24 protein-coding genes and 3 tRNA genes are annotated in these 23,557 nt (G+C 58.3%); 9 read left to right on the top strand and 18 right to left on the bottom strand.

The window, feature by feature from the left end:
* Positions 1-99 precede the first annotated feature (99 nt).
* On the top strand, positions 100-1,179 hold the full coding sequence (locus tag ICA15_RS07315) for a hypothetical protein (protein ID WP_210552852.1): 1,080 nt from the start codon (positions 100-102) through the stop codon (positions 1,177-1,179).
* Between the two features lie 54 nt (positions 1,180-1,233).
* Here ICA15_RS07315 and ICA15_RS07310 read toward each other — a convergent pair whose 3' ends face one another.
* Positions 1,234-2,310, bottom strand: a complete 1,077-nt coding sequence (locus ICA15_RS07310) for a 3-deoxy-7-phosphoheptulonate synthase (RefSeq protein WP_210552851.1) — start codon at positions 2,308-2,310, stop codon at positions 1,234-1,236.
* A gap of 638 nt (positions 2,311-2,948) precedes the next feature.
* Here ICA15_RS07310 and ICA15_RS07305 point away from each other — a divergent pair.
* The 7 genes from ICA15_RS07305 to ICA15_RS07275 all read left to right on the top strand — a co-directional run bounded on the left by ICA15_RS07305 (position 2,949) and on the right by ICA15_RS07275 (position 7,116).
* Positions 2,949-3,392 carry a GNAT family N-acetyltransferase gene (locus ICA15_RS07305; RefSeq protein WP_210552850.1) on the top strand — a complete coding sequence of 148 codons (444 nt, stop codon included), beginning with the start codon at positions 2,949-2,951 and terminating at the stop codon, positions 3,390-3,392.
* A 126-nt stretch (positions 3,393-3,518) separates the two neighbouring features.
* The gene (uvrY, locus tag ICA15_RS07300) at positions 3,519-4,160 is read left to right on the top strand and encodes a UvrY/SirA/GacA family response regulator transcription factor (protein WP_016984198.1); all 642 of its coding nucleotides are present in this window, start codon (positions 3,519-3,521) and stop codon (positions 4,158-4,160) included.
* Between the two features lies 1 nt (position 4,161).
* A complete protein-coding gene (gene uvrC / locus ICA15_RS07295) occupies positions 4,162-5,985 on the top strand; it encodes an excinuclease ABC subunit UvrC (protein WP_210552849.1) in 1,824 nt (607 codons plus the stop codon).
* A 32-nt stretch (positions 5,986-6,017) separates the two neighbouring features.
* On the top strand, positions 6,018-6,578 hold the full coding sequence (gene pgsA, locus ICA15_RS07290; RefSeq protein WP_150592577.1) for a CDP-diacylglycerol--glycerol-3-phosphate 3-phosphatidyltransferase: 561 nt from the start codon (positions 6,018-6,020) through the stop codon (positions 6,576-6,578).
* Positions 6,579-6,638: 60 nt separating this feature from the next.
* Positions 6,639-6,714, top strand: a tRNA-Gly gene (locus tag ICA15_RS07285).
* Between the two features lie 45 nt (positions 6,715-6,759).
* Positions 6,760-6,833: transfer RNA gene (locus ICA15_RS07280), tRNA-Cys, on the top strand.
* 196 nt (positions 6,834-7,029) lie between these two features.
* Positions 7,030-7,116: transfer RNA gene (locus ICA15_RS07275), tRNA-Leu, on the top strand.
* 40 nt (positions 7,117-7,156) lie between these two features.
* On the opposite strand, the gene ICA15_RS07270 is transcribed toward ICA15_RS07275, so the two are convergent.
* From ICA15_RS07270 to ICA15_RS07200, 15 genes are all read right to left on the bottom strand, one after another.
* On the bottom strand, positions 7,157-7,399 hold the full coding sequence (locus ICA15_RS07270) for a hypothetical protein (protein ID WP_224450865.1): 243 nt from the start codon (positions 7,397-7,399) through the stop codon (positions 7,157-7,159).
* Between the two features lie 36 nt (positions 7,400-7,435).
* Positions 7,436-7,741, bottom strand: a complete 306-nt coding sequence (locus tag ICA15_RS07265) for a DUF6482 family protein (RefSeq protein ID WP_210552848.1) — start codon at positions 7,739-7,741, stop codon at positions 7,436-7,438.
* 14 nt (positions 7,742-7,755) lie between these two features.
* Entirely contained in the window at positions 7,756-8,466 is a 711-nt protein-coding gene (locus ICA15_RS07260; RefSeq protein ID WP_210552847.1) for an SDR family oxidoreductase, read from the bottom strand.
* Positions 8,463-9,005: a DUF3833 domain-containing protein gene (locus tag ICA15_RS07255; RefSeq protein WP_210552846.1), complete on the bottom strand. Its 543-nt coding sequence runs from the start codon at positions 9,003-9,005 to the stop codon at positions 8,463-8,465. The genes ICA15_RS07260 and ICA15_RS07255 overlap by 4 nt, the downstream gene beginning before the upstream one ends.
* 82 nt (positions 9,006-9,087) lie before the next feature.
* Entirely contained in the window at positions 9,088-9,645 is a 558-nt protein-coding gene (folE, locus tag ICA15_RS07250; RefSeq protein ID WP_047301436.1) for a GTP cyclohydrolase I FolE, read from the bottom strand.
* 450 nt (positions 9,646-10,095) lie between these two features.
* The gene (locus ICA15_RS07245) at positions 10,096-10,380 is read right to left on the bottom strand and encodes a hypothetical protein (RefSeq protein WP_210552845.1); all 285 of its coding nucleotides are present in this window, start codon (positions 10,378-10,380) and stop codon (positions 10,096-10,098) included.
* A gap of 260 nt (positions 10,381-10,640) precedes the next feature.
* The gene (locus tag ICA15_RS07240; protein ID WP_210552844.1) at positions 10,641-10,871 is read right to left on the bottom strand and encodes a hypothetical protein; all 231 of its coding nucleotides are present in this window, start codon (positions 10,869-10,871) and stop codon (positions 10,641-10,643) included.
* A 121-nt stretch (positions 10,872-10,992) separates the two neighbouring features.
* Positions 10,993-11,223, bottom strand: a complete 231-nt coding sequence (locus ICA15_RS07235; protein ID WP_150615478.1) for a hypothetical protein — start codon at positions 11,221-11,223, stop codon at positions 10,993-10,995.
* Positions 11,224-11,294: 71 nt separating this feature from the next.
* A complete protein-coding gene (locus tag ICA15_RS07230; protein WP_210552843.1) occupies positions 11,295-12,932 on the bottom strand; it encodes an ABC-F family ATP-binding cassette domain-containing protein in 1,638 nt (545 codons plus the stop codon).
* A 144-nt stretch (positions 12,933-13,076) separates the two neighbouring features.
* Positions 13,077-14,114, bottom strand: coding sequence for a DNA topoisomerase IB (locus ICA15_RS07225; RefSeq protein ID WP_210552842.1), 1,038 nt, complete (start codon positions 14,112-14,114; stop codon positions 13,077-13,079).
* A 72-nt stretch (positions 14,115-14,186) separates the two neighbouring features.
* Positions 14,187-15,266 carry a molybdenum ABC transporter ATP-binding protein gene (gene modC / locus ICA15_RS07220; protein ID WP_210552841.1) on the bottom strand — a complete coding sequence of 360 codons (1,080 nt, stop codon included), beginning with the start codon at positions 15,264-15,266 and terminating at the stop codon, positions 14,187-14,189.
* Between the two features lie 3 nt (positions 15,267-15,269).
* Positions 15,270-15,950 (bottom strand): molybdate ABC transporter permease subunit, encoded by a 681-nt coding sequence (gene modB / locus ICA15_RS07215; RefSeq protein WP_210552840.1) that lies wholly within the window; start codon positions 15,948-15,950, stop codon positions 15,270-15,272.
* A complete protein-coding gene (gene modA, locus ICA15_RS07210; protein WP_224450864.1) occupies positions 15,951-16,718 on the bottom strand; it encodes a molybdate ABC transporter substrate-binding protein in 768 nt (255 codons plus the stop codon). It abuts the gene before it with no gap.
* Positions 16,719-16,886: 168 nt separating this feature from the next.
* On the bottom strand, positions 16,887-17,951 hold the full coding sequence (locus ICA15_RS07205) for an NAD(P)H-dependent flavin oxidoreductase (protein ID WP_210552839.1): 1,065 nt from the start codon (positions 17,949-17,951) through the stop codon (positions 16,887-16,889).
* A 112-nt stretch (positions 17,952-18,063) separates the two neighbouring features.
* Complete coding sequence (locus ICA15_RS07200; protein WP_210552838.1) at positions 18,064-20,517, bottom strand: autotransporter; 2,454 nt, start codon at positions 20,515-20,517, stop codon at positions 18,064-18,066.
* Between the two features lie 188 nt (positions 20,518-20,705).
* On the opposite strand from ICA15_RS07200, the gene ICA15_RS07195 reads away from it, so the two are divergent.
* Positions 20,706-21,689: an MDR family oxidoreductase gene (locus tag ICA15_RS07195; RefSeq protein ID WP_210552837.1), complete on the top strand. Its 984-nt coding sequence runs from the start codon at positions 20,706-20,708 to the stop codon at positions 21,687-21,689.
* 14 nt (positions 21,690-21,703) lie between these two features.
* Here ICA15_RS07195 and ada read toward each other — a convergent pair whose 3' ends face one another.
* Entirely contained in the window at positions 21,704-22,771 is a 1,068-nt protein-coding gene (ada, locus tag ICA15_RS07190) for a bifunctional DNA-binding transcriptional regulator/O6-methylguanine-DNA methyltransferase Ada (protein ID WP_210552836.1), read from the bottom strand.
* Between the two features lie 87 nt (positions 22,772-22,858).
* Positions 22,859-23,524: a DNA oxidative demethylase AlkB gene (gene alkB, locus ICA15_RS07185; RefSeq protein WP_210552835.1), complete on the bottom strand. Its 666-nt coding sequence runs from the start codon at positions 23,522-23,524 to the stop codon at positions 22,859-22,861.
* Between the last annotated feature and the right edge of the window lie 33 nt (positions 23,525-23,557).

Below are 23,557 nucleotides of genomic sequence, written 5' to 3'. Positions count from 1 at the left end.
CGAATTGAGCTGATAGCGAGACCGCTCGCAAACGCGTTCAATGTTGGCTGTCGACGCCGTCAATGAAGACAGCGTTTTGCCCAAGGAATGGAATTGCGAATGAACACGCATGAGATCGAGTTTTGCTACCGGATGCGCCACACAGCCAGCGCCAGCAAGACAGGTGAATTGTTGCCAGCAGCAACGCTCGATGCGTTGCAGGGCACTGTCCTGGACCCCTCGCAAAGCAAGGTCGTCGTCCGTATCGCCGCGTATCCAGGCATGGCCAGCGGTGATCAGCTGCTGTTGAGCTGGGACGGGCTGGATATCGAGGGCTATGCCTATCAGCATGAAATGGTGCGCTTCGTAAGCGAAGCTCAGGTTGGCAAAGACGTCATTTTTGTTATCAAGGGCATACACGTCGCGGCTTTGGATGGCGGCTCACTGGAGGTCCGCTGGACACTCGTCAGCGCAACATTGCCCGAGCCCGCAGTGTCTGCACCTCTGCAATTGTCTGTGGGGGATACGCGGGCGCAGTTGCTGGCGCCGCACGTCGAAGGTGCAAGTGGCTCGACGCTGGATCCGGCGCGTGTCGCTGAAGGCGTACTCATCACGCTGCAGCCATACGCCCGCATGGCTGCAGGCGATCAGGTTTCGCTAATGTGGTCTGGCGACGCATCACCCCTGTCGTTCAGCGATCGATTGAAAGTCGAAACCTTCGCAGTCTCCGATGTCCTGTCATTTTGGGTCGAGCCTGAATTCATCGCGGCACATCTTGGTGCCGAGGTTTCGGTACGCTACCAAATCGAGCAGGAGGGTGGAGTGGTGCGCGAATCCGAGCCAGCGCGAATACTGATCACGCCGTTGCTGCTAGGCGAGCTGGATGCGCCTGATGTACTGGAAGCTGAGGATGGTGTGCTACTGACGGAGGATTCGATTGATGGCGTCACTGTGGTGATCGGCAATGCCCAAACGCAAGAGGGTGAGTTGGTTTACCTCAAGTGCGACGGTGCATATTTCAATCATCGGGATGACCGTGAAATCACCCGGGAAACCGCAGGCAAACCGCTGATTTTCATCGTTCCACAGCGCTTCTGGCGTGAGCATCATGGGTCGACCGTCTCTGTCGCCTACACGGTCGAGCGTCTGGACGATGTCAGTCAGGCCTCTGCGGTAACACTGGTGCGGGTCGAGGCGTAGCTGCGACACGATTCTCCCTCCGGTTTTTAACCAACCGGAGGGCAGGTCTTGCTATCAGCCTCTGGTTTGCGCGCCAAGGCGTTGAGCCGCATCGAGCAGCAGTTGCTCGGTTGCGCTGAAACCCAGGCAGCCATCAGTGATCGAAACACCGTATTGCAGCGGTGCACTCAGTGGCTGACAACCTTCGAACAGATGCGACTCCAGCATCATGCCAATCAACGAACGATCGCCCTGCAAGCGCTGTTCAAGCACTTCGTTGAACACGCCTGGCTGGCGCAATGGATCCTTGCCACTGTTGGCGTGACTGCAGTCGACCATGATCCGGCTGGGGATCTTCAGGCGGATCAGTTCGGCGTGAATCCGTGCCACGCTCTCGCGATCATGATTCGGCCCTTGATGGCCGCCTCGCAACACTAGATGGGTGTCAGGGTTGCCGGATGTCTGAATGATGGCCGGGTGTCCCTGGCTGTCGACGCCGAAATGCCGATGAGGGTGGGCTGCCGAACGCATGGCGTCAACGGCAACGGTCGCACCACCGTCGGTGCCGTTCTTGAAGCCCACCGGCATGCTCAAGCCACTGGCCATTTCGCGATGGATTTGCGATTCAGTGGTGCGTGCGCCGATCGCAACCCAGCTCAGCAGATCGTCGAAGTAACCGGCGGCCATCGGTTGCAGCAGTTCGGTCGCCACCGGCAAACCCAGTCGGATCATTTCCAGCATCAGCTCGCGGGACAGTGCCAGGCCACCGGCCATGTCATCACTGCCATCCAGATGCGGGTCGTAGGCCAGGCCTTTCCAGCCGACAGTGGTGCGCGGTTTTTCGACGTAGGCGCGCATGACCAGCAGCACTTCGTCGCTGACTTGTTCAGCCAGCCGGGCGAGTTTGCCGGCGTATTCAAGGGCGGACTGAGGGTCGTGGATTGAGCAAGGGCCGACAATGATCAGCAGGCGCTGGTCTTCGCCGTTGAGGATCGCGCGAACCGCTTGGCGGTGGGCGGCGACCTGGCGGCTCAAGGCATGGCTCAATGGCAATTGCTGCTTGAGTTGCAACGAGCTCGGCAGACGCAGGGTCAGGGCTTCGTTGGCGCAAGTGTGGGTGGACAATGGCAGTGCAGAAACGGACGAGTTCATATTCGGTCTTCCTGGGCAGGCGGCGGGTGCTTCCCGCTCGCTCGGCCCTACTGGGGTGTTCGACAATTGGCCGTATTGGCTACGTGTTCGGGTTTGCCACCTGTAGGTGACCGATCGGAGGCGGCAGGCTGTCCCGAGCGGAGGCTGGTAAATCGCCAGGCGCTAAAGCTGTCGTAACGGTAATAAGTGGCGTAGTTCATTTGATGAATCCTCAAAGTGTCTGGTGTGTGGCTGAAAAGTTTGTGGCCTGAAAAAACAAAACCCCCGGTCGGGAGGCCGACCGGGGGTTGAGAAATCTCTGGTAGGCGACCCGTTTACTTGGGCGCCGTGTGGGTATCAGGCGCGCCAGTGGCTAAACCAATACCCAAAATAAAAGCTGACCGGAGCGCAAACGTCGTTCGCCCGGGCAGCCGCAACCGAGCGCAGGGCGCTGGCGGTATGAAGCTGTGAGAGGGCGTTGAACATGGTTTGTCTCCGATGAATGCGCCGAGCTTACTAGAGGCCAATACGCCTCAGCAATCAGAAAATGCTATCGAGCCGCCAATGAAACACCTATTGCTTGAGTCCGGCATGTGTTGTGACACACTCCGCTGTTACCCGCAGATGGCAGGAGCGGGCAAGTCCGTGATGGAGGCAAGATGAGATTTCGTATGTGTCGCGCGACACCTGAAGACTTGGTTTTTGCCCGCGCGCTCACCTGTCAGAACATGCTGCATTACTACATTCATCATGAGCTGTTGTGGCAGGACGAGGCATTCGACGTGGCATGGTCGGGTCGTGAAAACTGGCTGATAGTGCTTGATGATGTACCGGCAGGTTTTTTCAGTCTGAGTCGGGATGTGCGGGCGCTGTATATTCGTGAATTGCAAATGGCTGAAGCCTTTCGGGGGCAGGGCGCAGGATCCTGGGTGATCGATCAGGTTATAGGCATGGCCCGACAGGAAAGGCGTCCGGCGTTACGTCTGACGGTATTCGAAAATAATCCGGCAAAGAAATTGTATGAGCGAAAAGGACTACACGTGCAAGGCGAGGATGAGTGTTTCCTGCGAATGCAGCTCGATATCAGTACACCTGTGCTCTGAAACCCACGGCCGGCAAGCCTTGATGAACGTTTGAAACTTTTTAAATGAAGCTTGCCGCTAGGTCTGTCGGGCACTTTTTGCTAAGGTGTCCGGCATCCGAATAAGACCATATCGCGAGGTGTCTGCTTGATTAGGGTGCTAGTGGTCGATGACCATGATCTGGTTCGTACGGGCATTACACGGATGCTGGCCGATATTGATGGCTTGCAGGTGGTTGGCCAGGCCGAGTCCGGGGAAGAATCCCTGATCAAGGCCCGAGAGTTGAAACCCGATGTGGTCCTGATGGACGTCAAGATGCCTGGCATCGGCGGACTGGAGGCCACGCGCAAACTGCTGCGCAGTCATCCAGACATCAAGGTGGTCGCGGTTACAGTGTGTGAAGAGGATCCTTTTCCTACACGGTTGCTGCAGGCTGGCGCAGCGGGTTATCTGACCAAGGGCGCCGGGTTGCCGGAAATGGTCCAGGCCATTCGCCTGGTATTTGCCGGGCAGCGCTATATCAGCCCGCAGATTGCCCAGCAATTGGCGATCAAGTCCTTTCAGCCGTCCAATGACTCACCCTTCGATGCCTTGTCCGAGCGCGAAATCCAGATCGCATTGATGATTGTCGGCTGCCAGAAGGTACAGATCATTTCCGACAAGTTGTGTCTTTCACCGAAAACCGTGAACACCTATCGCTACCGTATTTTCGAGAAGCTTTCGATCAGCAGCGACGTCGAGTTGACACTTTTGGCGGTTCGTCACGGCATGGTTGATGCCAGCCTCTGACATGACTGAAACATTCGATTCCAGTGCCTTTCTGTCGACCGTCAGCGGGCGCCCCGGCGTGTACCGCATGTTCGACAGCGATGCGCGCCTGTTGTATGTCGGCAAGGCCAAGAACCTCAAGAAGCGACTGGCCAGCTACTTTCGCAAAACCGGCCTGGCGCCGAAGACGGCTGCACTGGTCGGACGCATTGCTCAGGTCGAAACGACCATCACCGCCAATGAAACCGAGGCGCTGCTATTAGAGCAGACGCTGATCAAGGAATGGCGGCCGCCGTACAACATTCTGTTGCGCGACGACAAATCGTATCCGTATGTATTTTTGTCCGATGGCCAGTTCCCGCGTCTGAGCATTCATCGTGGGGCAAAAAAGGCCAAGGGCAAATATTTCGGACCTTATCCAAGCGCTGGCGCCATCCGTGAAAGTCTGAGCCTGCTGCAGAAGACGTTCTTCGTTCGCCAGTGTGAAGACAGTTACTACAAGAACCGTACCCGCCCGTGCCTGCAATATCAGATCAAGCGTTGCAAGGCGCCTTGCGTCGGGCTGGTCGAGCCTGATGTTTATGCTGACGACGTGCGTCATTCGGTGATGTTCCTCGAAGGGCGCAGTCATGCGCTGACCAACGAGCTGTCCAGTGCGATGGAAGAGGCGGCGATCAACCTCGAATTCGAGCGCGCCGCCGAGCTGCGTGATCAGATTGCTCTGCTGCGCCGTGTGCAGGATCAACAAAGCATGGAGGGGGGCACGGGCGATATCGATGTCATCGCGGCCTTCGTCAACCCGGGCGGCGCCTGCGTGCATTTGATCAGCGTCCGTGGCGGGCGCGTGCTGGGTAGCAAGAACTTCTTCCCGCAGGTCGGGATTGATGAAGACGTTTCTGAAGTCATGGCGGCGTTTCTCGGTCATTACTTCATCAGCAGCCCGGAGCGCGACCTGCCCAGCGAGCTGATCGTCAACGTGATGCACGAAGACTTTCCGACGGTGATCGAGGCGATCCATGAATTGCGTGGTCGCGAACTGGCCATCAGTCATCGGGTACGTGGCACGCGCGCGCGTTGGCAGCAATTGGCTGTTACCAACGCCGAGCAGGCTTTGGGTGCGCGTCTGGCCAATCGTCAGCACACAGCGGCGCGGTTTGAGGCCTTGGCTGAAGTGCTGAACCTGGATGAGCCACCGCAACGGCTTGAGTGTTATGACATCAGTCACTCCAGTGGTGAGGCGACGGTCGCTTCCTGCGTGGTCTTTGGTCCGGAAGGCGCGATCAAATCGGATTACCGTCGCTACAACATCGAAGGTGTCACGGCGGGCGACGATTACGCCGCCATGCACCAGGCCCTGACGCGCCGTTTCAGCAAACTCAAGGACGGCGAGGGTAAGTTGCCGGACATTCTGCTGGTAGACGGTGGCAAGGGTCAGCTATCGATGGCTCGCGACGTGCTTAATAAATTGGCCGTACCGGATTTGATCCTGCTCGGTGTCGCGAAGGGTGCAACGCGCAAGGCGGGTTTCGAAACGTTGTATCTGAATGATGCGGCGCACGAGTTCACCTTGCGCGGTGACTCGCCGGCGCTGCACCTGATTCAGCAGATACGCGACGAAGCGCACCGTTTTGCAATTACGGGACACCGGGCACGTCGTGGCAAAACCCGCCGTACGTCAACGCTGGAAGGCGTTGCTGGAGTAGGGCCGACCCGACGTCGCGACTTGTTGAAACATTTTGGTGGATTGCAGGAGCTGACTCGTGCAAGCATCGAAGAGATAGCGAAAGCCCCGGGGATCAGTAAAAAGCTCGCAGAGTCGATTTATGCGAACCTGCATAGCGAGTAGAATGCCCCTTCACCTCGTAGCCAGTTGTGCCGATGAATATCCCTAATTTGATTACCGTTCTACGCGTCCTGCTCATCCCGATCTTCATTTTGCTGTTCTACCTGCCATATCAGTGGAGCTACATGGCCTCCGCCTCGGTGTTTGCCTTTGCGGCAGCAACGGACTGGCTGGATGGTTATCTGGCGCGGCGCCTGGAGCAAAGCACTCCGTTCGGAGCGTTTCTTGATCCGGTCGCTGACAAACTCATGGTCGCCGTTGCGCTGGTGCTGCTGGTTCAAGAGCACGGCAACCTCTGGCTCACGCTGCCAGCGGCGGTAATTATCGGTCGCGAGATCGTCGTTTCGGCACTGCGTGAATGGATGGCCGAACTCGGTGCGCGCGCCCACGTGGCTGTATCGAATCTCGGCAAATGGAAAACCGCAGCGCAAATGCTCGCGTTGGTGATTCTGTTAGCTCATCCGAAGGACTTCAACTTCTGGGTTATCTTGGGTTACGCCTTGCTCCTGGTGTCGGCAGGCCTGACTTTGTGGTCGATGGTTCAATACCTGCGCGCCGCCTGGCCGCATCTGAAGACTGATGTAGAAAAGAAATAAAACTTTTTTGAATCAAGGGGTTGACGGAGCTTCTTAATTCTATAGAATGCGCATCACCAAGCGGGAATAGCTCAGTTGGTAGAGCACGACCTTGCCAAGGTCGGGGTCGCGAGTTCGAGTCTCGTTTCCCGCTCCAATTTGTACGTGTTTGTTGTTGTGCTACTGACAGCAGATGCTTTGAGGCCGAGTAGCAAAATGGTTATGCAGTGGATTGCAAATCCACCTACGCCGGTTCGATTCCGACCTCGGCCTCCACTATAAACAAGCTCCGTAGATCCATGATTTACGGAGCTTTTTTATTTGCAGTGCGTTGCAAGATTTAGTCTTGAAAAACGGTCATTGCGAACTTGCTTCACCGGGAAGTGATGTATATATTTCCCGCTCGGCTGCTGGAGCCTGCATCCTGTCAGGATTGCGAGCAAGCCGCTGGAAACAGCAACACAGCGCTACCGCCCGAATGGCGAAACTGGTAGACGCATGGGACTTAAAATCCCCCGCTCGTAAGGGCGTGCCGGTTCGATTCCGGCTTCGGGCACCATCTATATCAAGAGCTTGCATGACATACCTCATGCAAGCCCTTAGTTCTTTTTTCCGCAATCAAAAAATCTTTTATGCAATTCCTGCCCTTCTGTCACTTCGTAGGGGGTTACCTTCATGCCCTTACGCGTCCGGATATCCTGTTCTTTCAGCCCGACAGATGCATGCCCTAACTGGCCTCGAGCTGCGTGGATGCTCTCTGTTGGCTCCTCTTCGCCCGCTTTCGCTTTTGCTCGTATCCCGAATTTGAAATTTTGCTTGCGGAATTCAGGCGCAACCGGCACGTAACATTCATTCAGTGGAACTCGGCGTTGTCCGATTCATAATGGCGTGGTGAGCGAAAACGGAAGGCGCAGTTCTTCGACAGGCCCTGTATCCCTGCCGCACATTTCGTCGTGCACGCATTGCTGCACCAGCACGCAAGGAAATGCAGGGACGGTTTGCAGCAAGTCACGCAGGTGGGTGATCGAACGCAGGTGCATCGGCTTGGTCGCATCATCAAGCAAGGTGAACTTGCCGTGGTCCAGGCGAATCCGTGCCAGATAAAAACCACCTTCGAGTGACAGCAGTTCCAGCTCGCGTATTTCGCTGTTGGCCGCGTGTTCGCTGAGGGTCTTCAGGTTCATGCTTCACTCCTTGCCTACCAGGGCAGGCGTTCTCCATCGTAAGCAAAGAAATGGCCGCTGTCGGCCGGCGTCAACTGGTCTATCAAGGTCAGTAATTGGGCCGCGGCAATGTCTGCCGGCCGGGCACTGGAGGCTCCGCGGAAAGGTTGCGACAATCCCGAGACAACCGTGCCTGGGTGCAGACTGAGCAAGCGGCTCTGCGGGCGAGTGCGTGCCAGTTCAATGGCGGCGGTCTTGATCAGCATGTTCAGTGCAGCCTTGGAGGCGCGATAGGCGTACCAGCCGCCCAAACGGTTGTCGCCAATGCTCCCGACCTTTGCCGAAAGCATCGCCATCGCTCCCATAGGATCGAGCAGCGGCAGAAAGTGGCGCAGCACCAATGCCGGCCCCAGCGCGTTCACTTGAAACACGGTCTGAAGCGCCTCCGGCTCAATTGCACTGAGGCTTTTTTCCGGCTTGATTCCGTCGCGATGGAGCAGGCCGGCCGCGTGTACGATCAGTTGATACGGTGCTTCGGATGCCAGCTCGGTGGCGGCGCTGGCAATCGTTTCGGGTCGTTCAAGGTCCAGCTCCGGAACGGTATGGCGCCCCAGCGCGCGAACGCCGGCACAGAGCGGATCCTGTTCGAGCTGTTCGCAAAAAGCCGTGCCGAGGGTTCCACTGGCGCCGATCACCAGCGCGCGATAACCGTCGCCTAGCGAGGCCATGGTCAATACGCGATTCATTGGCTCGCTCCGGCGCCCTGGCGACGGAAGAATAGCGTCACCAGGCCGACCTCTACCCCGAACTTGGACATAGCTGTGCGGTTGATCAACGTGTCCTCGTCCATCAGGTACATCCAGTCGTCCATGCTCATTTCGTAGGTCGAGTCGTCGACCGGGAGGTTCAGGCGATAACGCCAGTGCAGCGTGTTTCCAGCGATTTGGCCCTTGGCGACACCCACCACATCATCCGCGCGACCGCTCCAGCGCCCCTGGCCCTCGGGCGTGAGGGTCCAGACGCGGCGCTGGCGTGTGCCGTCGCTGTATTTGAAGCGCTCGTCGAGAATCAGGTTGTTGCCCTCGCGGTGGCTGACGATGTTGACCTCGAAGCGCTTGACAACCTCACCGCTGCGCTTCTGAAACATCCCCCAGGCTTTGACGGGCTGGCTGAAAAAATGCTCCAGATTCAATGCCGGTTGCTGATCCGCATAACGGGCGACATCCACACTGCTGCAACTCCCGACGCTGAGGGCCATTGCCAGTATCAGTAGAAATCGGGTCATTGCCTTACTCCCTGAAGTACAAAGGTGACGAGTGTGAAGTTTCGAACTATGGGCTTGTACAATGGGCAGGCCATGTATAGGTTTATCGCCGTCCGATCAGCTGCAGAAACTCCTGCCGCGTCGTCGAACTATCACGGAAGGCGCCCAGCATTACGGAGGAAGTCATGACCGAATTCTGCTTCTCTACGCCGCGCATCATCATGCACATGTGCCTGGCTTCAATGACCACCGCCACACCGGCGGCATCAGTGATCTGCTGGATGGCTTCAGCAATCTGCCGGGTGAGGTTTTCCTGGATCTGCAGGCGACGCGCGAACATATCAACCACTCGCGCGACCTTTGATAGCCCCAGCACCCTGCCGGTGGGGATGTAGGCCACATGCGCCTTACCGATAAAGGGCAGCATGTGGTGCTCACACAAGGAATAAAGCTCGATGTCGCTGACGATCACCATTTCATCGCTCTGCGACTCGAACAAGGCACCGTTGGTGACGTCTTCCAGGCTCAACGTGTAGCCATTGCACAGATACTGCATCGCTTTGGCGGCACGCTTGGGCGTGTCTAACAGCCCCTCGCGCTCGGGGTTCTCACCGACGCCGACGAGAATTTCACGGTAATGGCTGGCTAGTAGTGGGTTCATTGAAGTGTCTCGTGGCGTTGGTATGGGTGAGGGCCAATCCATAGCTAAAAAGTTGTACGCCGCTAAGTGCGCTGTATAGGTTTTATTCAAGATAGGCTGAAAAAAATCATCTGACAATGAATCGGCAATCTTTTTGTGCAGATGCGAAAACTTCACATCGCAGATGTATGAGGTTGCTCGGATAGCTTCTCGGAAGCCAATGCTCACGACGTGCACTTACAACCTGGGATGGGAAACACTTACATGGCAGTGCCGCCAACCATCGCGGTATCGGCGGCGAACCCGAGTTCATTGTTAATGCTCAGAAGGGTGAAGCAGGCGATAGCAATGCGTTTGACGAACGCGTGAATGATGCATCTCTTTGATTCTTCGACCCGTCGAATGAGAGGCGATGGATCTACGCAGAGACACGAAAAAAGGGCCGAGAGAATCGGCCCTTTTTATGCTGTCCTAAACAAAGGCTTGTCCGCTAAAGCCGCGGGGCAGCCGCTGAAGTCCGACCATCGTCGTCAGCCGTTCAATCCATTCGGCGCGCCAGTTTGCTGGGCCGTGTGAGGTTTTTGCGTGTCGCGCGTTGCGGCGGGCCGCATTGCGCTGGTCTTTTCTTGCTTGTTTGAAGGCATCGGTATTGCGGCAACTGCGGCACTTCACGCGATTGAGTTCTTTGCTCGCGCTCAGTTGTTCGCCTTTGTGACCACAGGCCAGATGCCCGTCGACGTTGAAGTGGATGACCATGCACTGTCTCCTTCGTGACGTGTATAGATTTTGACCATTTCAATACAACGACGTTCGGGGCGGTTTTCTGCAGGCAAAAAAACACCCGCATGCGGGCGGGTGAGAGGGGTGTTTCTAAAGGAGTGACGCTACTGTAGGCCAGCAGATGTGATGGTTATGTGAAAAGAACCACGCCAGTTCACAATCCAGATAAAACGCGCCCAAGCAGGATTTCAGTGACACTCGTGCCACCTCGGGTGATTACCGCTGAAAACCCGTTGTCATCTGAAGCGAGGCAGTGGCCGATCAATAGGCTTGAGCGCCGACAGTGAGTTGCGGATCAGCGGAGTATCTTTTTCGATGTCATTCAGGCGATCGCGGATGCGCAGGGCTGTCGGGTGCCCGCCTTGATGATCGACCCAGTCGGCTATCTCTTTGCAAGCGGCCGCGAGGCGCGCCTGCCGGGCGTCGAGCAGGTTGAGGAGGGTGGTGATGGACTCTTTTTCGGACATGAAACACCTCCGTACTTTGAAACCGCTGAGCGGCAGCAAAAAGCCCGCGAGTTGCGAGCTTTCTGCCGATGGGGCGCTGCTCCTTCAGCTGGTTTCAGTATAGACCCGCTGCTGATCGGCATCAGCTTGATAACTGTCGGGCCGGTGTGGTTGAACTGGCTGCGTTGAGACGCTTGCATTCGTCTCGGGCGTCCTCTTCCACGTCGTAGCCATCGCCAATGAAACCGCCAGTGCGAGTATCGCAGATGCGAAACCAGCTTTTGGCTTCTGCGGGATCATGCTGGCTATCAGTGGCGCGTCGCCCGTGAATGATGATCTTGTTGCAACGCTTCACGACGAAAATGTCTTCCATGGCGTCACCGCAGTTGATTCGTGTCACATCTACTATAGAAGCCTTAAGCAATTGTGCAAAAAACAGCCAGGTCAATTCGTCGGTTGCAGGCGCCATCCTTCGGCGTGCCACTGCAGTTCATGGGTTGGGTTTAACGCCCGTAGAAACGCCTGATCGTGGGAAACCGCCACAATCGCCCCGGGAAATGTCTGCAAGGCTTGCTCGAAAGCTTCCACCGAAGTCAGATCAAGGTGATTGGTCGGCTCATCGAGCAACAGTAATTGCGCGGGTGTCTGGCGCCATAACGCCAGAGCAAGCGCGGCTTTCAGGCGTTCACCGCCACTGAGTGAACCGCAGGGCAGGGTGACGCGTTGCGCGTTGAGTTGCAGATGTGCCAGGTAACTGCGCAACGTGCCTTCGCTCAGCGGTGTTTGTTGCTCCTTCAGCTGTTCAACGATAGACATACGATCATCCAGCAACGTCAGGTGCTGATCGAGGAAAGCCAACGGCACATGGGTGATGCAGGCGCCGGAAGTTGGCTTCAGTTCACCGCTTAGCAGGTTCAACAAGGTCGATTTGCCACAGCCGTTCGGTCCACTGACCGCAATGCGCATCGGCCCGTGGATGGCGAGGTTCAGCCGTGTCGATGGCGCGTCAACCGGTAGCCACGGCAAACGGGCGTCGATCAGCGTGCAGACCTGGCGCGTGCTCGGCACGATGCTTCCCGGCAGATTGATCAAGACGCCGCCGTCAGGTAGGACCTTCGCGAAGGCGTCTCGCACCCGGGTATCGAGATCGGTTTTATGTGACTGCTGGCCAAGGCGCACGTGGCCCATGATTTCCCGCGCAGCCGCTTTCATCGCCGCCCGTTCGAAGCCGGCCATGTTGGCGGTCTGTGCGTCGCGTCGACTGCTGGCGGCGTGCCGCTGGATTGTGTCGTGCTCGCGTTGCAGTCGTGCACGCTGGCGCTGGCGTTCGACTCGGGCCTGATCGAGCTTTGCCTGCGCCGCAGCTTGATGGATCTGCCGCTGTTCAGTGAATTCTGAATAACGCCCTCTGAAGACAGTCGCCCCCAATGGCGTGAGTTCGACAATTCGACGCATCTGTTCCAGTAACTGGCGGTCGTGACTGACGACAATCAGGCCACCGCGCCATGCTTCCAGTGTTTTCAACAGCCATTGCCGACCCGCGCTGTCGAGGTGGTTGGTCGGCTCATCCAGCACCAGTAATTGCGCGGGGTTCAGCAGCGCACCGATCAGGGCGATTCGGGCCTGCTGGCCACCGCTGAGCGTTTGCGTCAGGTCGGTGGTAACGATGTCGGGCAGTCCGGCTTCATCCAGTCGCTGACGCAAGCGCTCCGGTAAATCCCAGCGTTCGCCGATGAGGTCGAAATCCTCGCTACTGGCGCAACCCATCTCCAGCCGCTCGAGCGCCGCGAGTCCCGGCGCCGTGCCTGTTGCGTCGGCTACTGTTTGCCCGCAGGAGGCGACGAAGTTTTGCGCAACGTAATTCACCGAAACCGAACGCACCAAACTGCCGGTGCCAGGCTGCAATTGTCCGGCTATCAGCCGCGCGAGCACGCTTTTGCCGACGCCATTGCGACCCACGATAGCCGTCGGCAGATGATCGAATTTGAGATTGAGGTCGTTGAAAATCGTCTCGCCATTGGCGAATTGAAAGCCCATTTGATTCAGGGAGACGAGTGCAGGCGTACGCGAGACGTGAGTCATCGGCACCTCCAGAAAATGTCGTGAAAACTGACAAGCGCTAATAAGCGGCAAGTCGCGATTACATTTTTAGAAGGCCGGGTTGTTCACGTTTGCGATCATCCTGAGGAGGGAAGGTGGCTAGCCTAGAGGACGACGCACAGCCGATCAAGGGGCGACTGCCATCTCGCTCATGCGTTCGAGAAACATCGCGAGCGCCACTTCTTCGGTGCGCAGCCCCTTGCGTACGCGTGGGCGCGGCAATTCGGCAAGCGCGCCGAGCATGAAATTTTCCACCACGGCAGGGTGGATGTAGCACTTGCGGCACACTGCAGGCGTGTTGCCCAACTGTTTGGCAACGCCTTTGACCATGTCCACCACATGCCGTTTAGCTTCGGTTTCTGACTCATGTTTTAGCTCGCGCAACACGGCGAGGGCCAAGGCACTGCCGGCCCAGGTGCGGTAGTCCTTGGCGGTGAAGTCGGCGCCGGTCAGGGTTTTCAGGTAGGTGTTGACGTCGGAAGAGCTGACAGTGTGCCGTTCGCCATGTTCATCCAGATACTGAAACAGGTTCTGCCCGGGAAGTTCCAGGCAGCGTTTGATGACCCGCGCCAGGCGCCGGTCCTTCACGGTGATCTGATGTTCGATACCGCTCTTGCCGCGAAACTGGAACAGAATCGCGCTGCCGTTGACCTCGACATGCCGACTGCGCAGGGTGGTCAGACCGTAGGAGCGATTATCCCGCGCGTATTGCGTATTGCCGACTCGAATCAAAGTCGCATCGAGCAAGGTGATCACCGTGGCCATGACCTTGTCGCGACTGAAGCCCGGTGCAGCCAACAGTGCTTCCAGTTGTTTACGTAACTTCGGTAATGCCTGGCCGAACTCGCGTAGCCGCGAATACTTGTCGGCATCACGCACTTCACGCCAGCGCGCGTGATAACGGTATTGCTTGCGACCACGGGCATCGCGGCCGGTGGCTTGAAGATGACCGCTCGGGTCGGGGCAGATCCACACGTCGGTGTAGGCTGGCGGCACGGCGAGGGCGTTGATGCGTTTGATTTCATCCGCATCGGTAATGCGTTGGCCCGACGGTTCGAAATAACTGAACTTGCCGCGCAGTTTTTTGCGGGTGATGCCGGGCTGTGTGTCATCGACGTAATGCAGGTCGGATGGCAGTGCATCGGTCAGCTCGGTGTCGGGCATGGCGGCTTCCTTCGGTAGCGCGGTGGTCGTTAAAACCATTGACCGCACGCCGAAGCCGTCGTGCCGAATGATTTACGCGAGCACCGCGACTGCCTTTATTTGCGCCCACAAGTGAAGGCCAGGACGCACGCCCAATTGGTCACGGGAGAACCTGGTAATGCGCGCCAGCAACGGCGTGCCGCCCGCGTCGAGACGAATCAACACATGCGCGGCATTGTCCGCCGCCTGCTCACTGATGACGGTGACCGGCAGGCGATTGAGGATGCTGCTGGATTCGCTGTTTTGCAGGGTCAGGCTGATGTCGCGCGCATGTACCTTGCAACGCAAGGTCTGGCCCACCGCCATTGGCGCATGCGTTACGCGGATGCTCATTTCGGTGGCCGGCAATTGCAGGCTCAGCAGCTGATAATCCGCGTCGTAGGCGCAGACCTGACCTTCGATGATCACGCCCGCGTCATCGCCCATGGCCATCGGCAAGTCCAGACGGGCCAGGGTTTCACCAATCGGCCCGCTGGCCAGGGCCTTGCCGTCGCTGAGCAGCACCAGATGATCGGCCAGGCGCGCGACCTCGTCCTGCGCATGGCTGACGTACAGCAGCGGAATATCGAGCTCATCATGCAAGCGTTGCAGATAGGGCAGGATTTCGTTTTTGCGCTGACTGTCGAGTGCTGCCAGCGGCTCGTCCATCAACAGCAGTTTCGGGCTGGTCAGCAGCGCACGGGCGATGCCGACACGCTGACGCTCGCCACCCGAGAGATGCTGGGGATGACGCTCAAGCAAATGACCGATGCCGAGCAATTCAGTGGCGTGCGTCATGTCGACCCGGCGCTGGGACTTGGCAATACGTTTGAGGCCGAATTGCAGATTGGCCAACACTGACAAATGTGGAAACAGGCTGGCCTCTTGGAATACATAACCCAGTGCGCGTTTGTGCGGCGGGACGAAAATACCGTTGTCGCTGTCCTGCCACACCTCGTCGTTGACCCGGATAAAGCCTTGCTCCGCGCGTTCGAGCCCGGCGATGCAGCGCAGGCACGTGGTTTTGCCCGACCCGGAATGGCCGAACAGCGCGCTGACGCCGCGGCCCGGCAAGTGCAGATCGACGTCCAGGCTGAAGCCTGAATAGGTCATTTTCAAACGTGCATCAATCATCGATCAGCTCCAGCCCGCGCGGTTCTTGCGGCTGGAGTACAGCGCAAGCAACACCACAAACGAAAACACCAGCATCGCGCCAGCCAGCCAGTGGGCCTGTGCGTATTCCATCGCTTCAACGTGATCGTAGATTTGCACCGAGACCACGCGGGTCTTGTCGGGGATATTGCCGCCAATCATCAGCACGACGCCGAACTCACCGACGGTATGTGCGAACCCGAGGATGGCCGCTGTGATGAAACCGGGGCGGGCCAGCGGCAGGATCACGCTGAAAAAGGTGTCCCACGGATTGGCGCGCAATGTTGCGGCAACTTCCAGCGGGCGGGTGCCGATTGCCGAAAACGCGTTTTGCAACGGTTGCACCACGAACGGCATGGAATAGATCACAGAACCAATCACCAGCCCGGTGAAACTGAACGTCAGAGTGCCGAGCCCCAGCCATTGGGTGAACTGGCCAAGAAAACCGTGTGGTCCCATCATCAGCAACAGATAAAAACCGATGACGGTCGGCGGCAGCACGAGGGGCAGGGCGACGAACGCCCCGACCGGGCCGCGCAACCATGAGCGGGTACGCGACAACCACAGCGCGATCGGCGTGCCGATAACCAAAAGGATCGCGGTGGTCAGGGACGCCAGTTTCAGGGTCAGCCAGATCGCCGCGAAATCGGCACTCGTCAGCGACATTTAGAGTTGGTAGCCGTAAGACTTGATCACCGCAGCGGCTTTCGGGCCCTTGAGGTATTCAACCAGTGCTTTGGCCGCGGCGTTGTCCTTGCCTTTGCTGAGGATCACCGCGTCCTGTTTGATCGGGTCATGCAGGCTGGCCGGTACGATCCACGCCGAACCGCTGGTGACTTTGCCTTCCTGATAGATCTGCGACAGCGCGACGAAGCCGAGTTCGGCGTTGCCAGTCGAAACGAACTGGTAGGCCTGAGTGATGTTTTGGCCTTCGACGATCTTGGCTTTGGTCGCGTCGGTCAGTTTCAGTTTTTCCAGCACTTGCGTGGCTGCCAAGCCGTATGGCGCGGTTTTCGGATTGGCGATGGACAGGTGCTGGTATTCGTTTTTCTTCAGGACCTCACCTTTGGCATCGATGTAACCGTCCTTCGCCGACCACAGCGCCAGAGTGCCAACGGCGTAAGTGAAGCGCGAGCCCTTGACGGTATCGCCTTCTTTTTCGAGTTTTTCCGGCGTGGTGTCGTCCGCCGAGAGGAACACGTCGAACGGCGCGCCGTTCTTGATCTGAGCGTAAAACTGGCCAGTGGCGCCATAGGCTGCGACCAGTTTGTGACCGGTGTCTTTTTCGAAATCGGCAGCGATGGCCTGAATCGGTGCCGTGAAATTCGCGGCAACAGCAACCTGCACTTCATCAGCCTGAGCAGCACTGATGGCGAATACTGCAAGCAATGAGGTGAGACAGACAGGGGCAAAACGTGAGGCACGAATGGTCATTTAGCAGCTCCGTTGTGGGCGGTGCACAGGGCAGTTTTACTCGAGGTGGACTGCGCCATTGCAAAGGGGGAAATCGCTATGTAGCGAAATATATAGCGATCCCCACTGTGTGGCGAGAGGATTTATCCTGACGGACCGCCTGACCTGAAACGCATCCCCCGCGCGGCATCAACGCACAATCAGCTTCGCCAATGCACCCTCGGCCAATTGGCGAGTCAGTTCAGCACTGCCGAGGTCTTGGCCCAGCGTGAATGCCTGACCTGCCCAGAGGTTGGCAAACTGCGCATCATCTTTTGCACGCAGCGGCATCAGGGCGTCACCGGCCAACGGGAATGCCGGTGCTTTGGCCGAAATTGGCCCCAGTTCGCGCATCACACGGTTGAGAATGCCCCGCGCCGGGCGTCCAGTGAAAATGTTGGTGATCGCGGTTTCACTCTCTTTGGCAGTGCGCAGAGCCTTGTGATGAGAGGCGCTGACTTTCGCTTCCGGGGTGAACAGGTATGCGGTTCCGACCTGTACCGCTGACGCCCCCAGCATGAAGGCGGCCGCGACGCCTCGCGCATCGGCGATTGCACCGGCGGCAATCACCGGCACTGTCACCGCATCGACGATCTGCGGCACCAGTGCGAACGTGCCGACTTGACTGCTCAAGTCCTCGCTGAGAAACATCCCGCGATGACCGCCGGCCTCGTAGCCCATGGCGATGATCGCGTCACAGCCATTGTGTTCGAGCCAGATCGCTTCATCGACGGTGGTTGCCGAGGAGAGGATTTTTGCGCCAGTGGCCTTCACTCGATCGAGCAGGGATTTCTCAGGCAAACCGAAGTGAAAACTCACCACCTCCGGCCGGAATTCTTCCAGCACTTCGCACGCCGCCGTATCGAACGGCGCCCGGTTGGATATAGGTGTAGGCGCATCGAAGTCGACACCCAGTTCTCGGTAGTAAGGTTCCAGCAGGTTCTTCCACTCGCGTGCGCGTTGCTCATCAGCGGTGGGTGGCTGGTGGCAGAAAAAATTCACATTGAAGGGCTTGTCGGTGTGTTCGCGAATCGTCTTCAGCTCTTCGCGTAACTGCTCGATGCTCAGCATCGCCGCCGGCATCGAACCCAGGCCGCCAGCGTTGCACACGGCGATCACCATGGATGAGTTTGTCGCACCGGCCATCGGGCCCTGAATGATCGGCGATTGAATGCCGAGCAGGTCGAGAATACGTGTATCTGGCCATTGGCTCATGGAAGCGGACTCCGAACGATGAAACGGGGCAGGGACGGCGAAGCCGGTTTTTTACCAGCAAAACCAGGCCCCGGGCCACTTTGAAATTGTGAACATCGCCTGACGCAGGTTCTCAGCGTCGATGAAATCCGCCGCCACCACCGCCTCCTCCATAGGAGCGGTTCATGTTTCGTGAGGAGTTTTGAAAATTATGGGTGCGCTGATTGCCCAGGTTGCGCGCGGCGGATTCACGGTTGAGGTTTTGCAATTGGGCGTTGTTATTGATCGGAGTTGGGCGGTTTGCCCCGCCCTTGACCACGGATTGCCAGCCATCATCGGTTTTTTTGTAGACATTGCCGTCGCGGCCGGCATACACGTTGTCGCCTACGCGTGCGGCGCCGGCGTTTTTGCCGCGAACACTGCCGTATTGAGTGGTATTACCGGTATTGGGGTTGTACGCCGCGCCGCGACTGGCTGTGACTTGGGTGCCGTTGCGGGCATTGCCGGCAGTGACCTTCTGGCCGGCGATCGCGCCACCGTTCGGTCCCGTCGCCACACCACTGCGTCCGGCCGCATAGTTACCGGTATAGACATTGTGCACGGCACCGCGTTGGCCTGCTGCCGCAACGCCTGTGCGCGAGTTATACGAAGAGCCAACCTGACCCGCCCAGCGATTGCCGGTCCAGGCGTTGTAACCGGCACCAGCGCGGCTGACCGTCGCCCGGTCACCCCATTGATGATAGATATTGCCCGTGGTGCCGGCCCATCCTCCCGGTCCCCAGGCCACGGCGCCGCCGCGATATCCGTAAGCTGCGCCACCCCACGCCAGCGGTGCCGGATACAAGCGCGGGCCCCAGGCGTAACCCCAACCATAATTGCCCCACCACGGATATGCACCCCAGCCCCAACCCATGGCGACGGTACTGCTGCCCCAACTCCAGCCGAAACCGAAACCGAAGGTCCAGCCAGTCCAGGGCGTGTAACGGATGGCGACGCCGAACCCATAAGTTACTGGCGGCCCGTACCAGACGCTGCCAACCCACGGCGTGTATGGGTAACCGGTGCCGTAAACCACCACGCCGGTGGCGGGATCTAGATTGGAACCCTGATAACCCGGTGTATAGCCGACCACCACGGTATCGCCGCTGGCCTCATAGACTTTGACGTAAGTCAGATAGTGCATGGGCGAGCTGGGTGGGATTGAGTAGATCACCGCCGGCACAGAACTGGCCACGATCCACGGGCCATTCACTGTGGTGGCGGTAAACCAGATACCGTTTTCCACCGCATACCAACTGTTGTTGTCGACCCGGATGATCGGCGTTGCACTGTTGACCACATACTGCAGCGGCGTGCTGTTGATGGCTTTGAGTTGTGGTTCGCCATCGAACTGCGGCGAGGTCATTTTCACCGCGCTTTTCTTGATTGCCGAGGTCTGCGGGATGGTCGCAGCAATCGCGGCTTCCTTGGCTTGTTGCGTACCGGCAACCGACGCTTTGACGTTTTCTTTCGGGCTGTCGTCGGGGATGTTGGCGAAGTCTGCCGGCAGCTGGTCCGCTGATGTAAACGTCCATGGGCCGTTCATGTCACCGGCGCGGAACCAGCGACCGGAAATCAGCACGTAACTGTTCTGATCACCGATCTCCTTGAAGATGTGCCCGGTGGTATTGGTCACGTATAAAAGCCGAGTGCCCTGAATCGGCAGCCACTGTGGCGCTCCATCGGTGACAAGCAGCTCGGTGGGCGTAGTGGCGACAAAGATTTTTGGCTGCGGCGGCTTGGCCAGGCTGGGAACCTTGTCTTTCGGGTCACTCTGCCCGGTCAACAGATCCACCTGGCGACTGGCGATGGCGGCCTGTTTGGCTTTTTCCAGTTCGGCGGGCGGCGTGGCCAGACGGGTGTAATCGCCGTTGAGCTGGTCAGCAACCATCCAGCCATCGAAGACATGCAGGTAATGTTTGCCCTGCGTATCTTTCAGCAGCAGAGGTCGGGTGTTGATCACCCGTTGCAGCGCTGTGCTTTCAACCGGACGATAGGCTGCATCGCCGTCGATGTAGACAAGCATCGCCGGGACGTCGGAGCTGATGATCGCGGGCGGAGTGTTTTCCAGAGGCGCGTTGTCAGCTTTCTGCTCTGCCGATAGCACACCGACGGCGGCCTCGAGTTGATCCAGTGAAATGGTTTTTTTCCGGCTCTCGGCGTCTTTTTTCAGCACCGCCAGCCATTTGTCAGCCTTAGCGGCATCAGCGGGGAAGTCGGCTTTGATGATTTTGTATTGATCGAGTGCAACCCAGCGCGTGGCCTTGTCGACCAGCGTATGGGCACTGAACTGAACGATGCCGTAAGTGGTTTTTCCATCGGCGCCGGTGGCTTCAACGGCAGCGCGGGCATTGAGGGTGTAGCCGTCCCAACTGTCGAGTTGCGGCTGATATACGGTCAGTTTGGCCTTCTCGCTGGTGATGACTTGCGGCCATGATGGCTCACTGGGTGCCGGCTCGCCGGGCTTGGTGGCCGGCGCCGCCCACGCATTATTGAAGGCCAGCAGACACAGCATCAGCATCACTGAAAAAGAACGCGGGTAAGACATGGATCGCTCCTTCGACTGGCCGTTTTCCGAGGAATAACAGCGAACGCACCACCGTCGAAAAAGCATAGTCGGCCACCATGGAAATACCCGGCCGATTCGCGGATTGGCTGAAAGTCGAGTGTGGCAACGTATTGCGATGTGATATTTGAAAGCCATGACCCCCTGAAACCCATCCATGAGAGGCCATCATGTTCAACGGTATTTTGATCAATAAAGACGACAGCGGTTATCGCGCCAACCTTCAACCGATCAACGAAGACCAGTTGCCCGAGGGCGACGTGACCGTGGCCGTCGCGTACAGCACGTTGAATTTCAAGGACGGCTTGGCGATTACGGGCAGCAGCCCGGTGGTGCGCAAATTTCCCTTGGTGCCGGGGATCGATCTGGCAGGCACTGTCGAGGTCAGCTCACATCCCGACTATAAAGTGGGCGATCAGGTGCTGCTCAATGGCTGGGGCGTGGGCGAGAGCCATTGGGGTGGCCTGGCGCAAAAGGCCCGGCTCAACGGCGACTGGCTGATTCCTTTGCCAAAAGCGTTTACCGCTGCTCAGGCAATGGCGATCGGCACGGCGGGTTACACCGCAATGTTGTGCATTTTGGCGCTTGAGCGTAATGGCGTGACGCCTGCGCAGGGCGAGGTGCTTGTGACGGGGGCCAATGGCGGCGTGGGCAGTTTTGCCATCGCGCTGCTGAGCAAGCTTGGCTATCGGGTTGTGGCGTCCACGGGCAGGGTGTCCGAGCATGAATATCTCAAGCAATTGGGCGCGACTGAAATCATCGACCGCGCGACTCTGTTCGAACCGGGCAAGCCGCTGGCCAAGGAACGTTGGGCAGCGGTAATCGATTCGGTCGGCAGTCACACGCTGGCGAATGCCTGCGCCAGTACGCGTGCTGAAGGCACCGTCGCCGCGTGCGGTCTGGCCCAGGGGATGGATTTCCCTGCCTCGGTGGCGCCGTTTATTTTGCGCGGCGTCACCTTGGCCGGCATCAACAGCGTGACTCAGCCAAAGGCGCGCCGCGTGGAGGCATGGGCTCGACTGGCGCAGGATCTGGACTTCGCCTTACTGCCATTGATCAGCCATGAAATCGCCCTAGGCGACGTTATCGATGCCGCGCCGAAACTGCTCGCAGGGCAGCTTCGCGGACGCGTTGTGGTGGACGTCAATCGCTGAAGAATCATGCAGCTTCAGGGCTGCGTTTCACGCTCCAGCAGTTGCCGTTTACGCTCCACACCCCAGCGATAACCGGAAAGATTGCCATCGCTGCGCACCACGCGATGGCAAGGAATCGCGACGGCCAACCGATTGGCACCGCATGCCTGAGCCACGGCGCGCATGGATGTCGGTGCGCCGATGCGTTGGGCAATGTCGGCGTAGCTGGCGGTGCTGCCAACCGGGATTTCCCGTAGCGCCTGCCAAACGCGCTCCTGAAATGCCGTGCCCCGCACGTCCAGCGGTAGCTCGAGGCCAATGGCCGGGGCTTCGATAAAGCCGACGACTTTGGCGATCAATTGCTCAAACTCCGCATCGGCGCCAATCAGATTGGCTTTGCGGAACTGGTCCTGCAGATCACACACCAGTTGGTGAGGATCGTCGCCCAACAAAATCGCGCAAACTCCGCGCTCGCTTTGCGCCACCAGAATCGCCCCGAGCGAGCATTGTCCGACGGCAAAACGAATGTCGTTGTTTTGCCCGGCGGCGCGGTAGTCACCGGGTTTCATTCCCAGCAGGTGATCGGCGCTTTCATAGAAACGACTGTTGGAATTGAAACCTGCGTCATACAACGCGTCGGTCACTGAGCCGCCGTCTGCCAGGCGTTCACGCACGCGGCGCGAGCGGTGGGCGCTGGCGTAACCCTTGGGGGTCAATCCTGTCGCGGCTTTAAACACGCGGTGAAAATGAAACGGGCTCAGACCGGCCGTTGCAGCAAGTTCATTGAGCGCGGGCAAAGTGTCGGCGGACTCGATCTGCCGGCATGCTACCGCCACAACCGCGGCGTGTTGCGCGAGCACATCGCTCTGATCCTTGCTGGCCCTTTTGCTCGGGCGGTAGCCGGCGGCTTCAGCCTCAAGCGCCGTATCGAAAAACTCCACATTCTGCGGTTTCGGCAAGCGCGCAAGACTGCTTGGGCGGCAGTAGATGCCGGTGGTTTTCACCGCATAGACAAACGTCCCGTCCGCCCGCGCATCCCGCGCAACAACAGCGGCCCAGCGTGGATCGTCTTCAATGTCGAGCGTGGTCGAAAACGTTTTCATGATGGCTAATCCGTTGACCTGTTTGATTCAGGTTAACCAGCGTTGGTGAACGCAACACTCCGGGCCTTGCGGTCAAACTTTCAAGGGTCATCCGGCAATACGAAAAGTCAGATTGATGCGTTGTTCACCAAGCTGCGGATGCTGCCCTTGCTTGATCGGTAAAACACCGTGGAACCGCAAGCGATCGACACCGCCCCAAACCACCATGTCGCCATGCAGCAGGGGAATCCGCTGGCTCTTGTCACCACGAGCGAAACCGCCAAACAGAAACATTGCCGGCAAGCCCAGCGACAGCGAAACGATCGGTGCAGCGTAGGCGTTTTCGTCTTTGTCCTGATGCAATGACATCTTGGCGCCGGGGATATAGCGGTTGATCAAGCAGGAATCTGCCCTGAAGTCAGAAAAACCGGCCTCCTGCGCCGCGGCCTCTGCCAGATCGGCAAATACCGGCGGCAGCTCCGGCCAGTGCAAACCGCTGAGTGGATCGACCGACGAGTAACGGTAGCCGCTGCGGTCAGTGATCCAGCCCAGTTGCCCGCAACTGCTGGTGCCCACCGACATGCTGAAGCCGCCGGGCGTGACCATGTGGCGCAGTGGGGCAGCGAGCAGGACGGCGTCCAGCGCCGGTAGCAATTGATCGGTCAGCCGCAAGGCGAATCCGCGCAGTACCCACGATTGCTCACCGATCTGTTCGGCGTGGGGTTGCGGCGCGGGTTCGTGGTCAGCGAACAGATCGAAAGTGTGCGGTTGCATGGCGATCACCAAAACCTTGCGGCAGTCATTCTG

It is taken from the genome of Pseudomonas sp. P116, assembly GCF_020149425.1.
In the GTDB taxonomy this organism is placed as follows: Bacteria; Pseudomonadota; Gammaproteobacteria; order Pseudomonadales; family Pseudomonadaceae; genus Aquipseudomonas; species Aquipseudomonas anatoliensis.
This window is presented reverse-complemented; position numbering and strand designations above follow the sequence as displayed.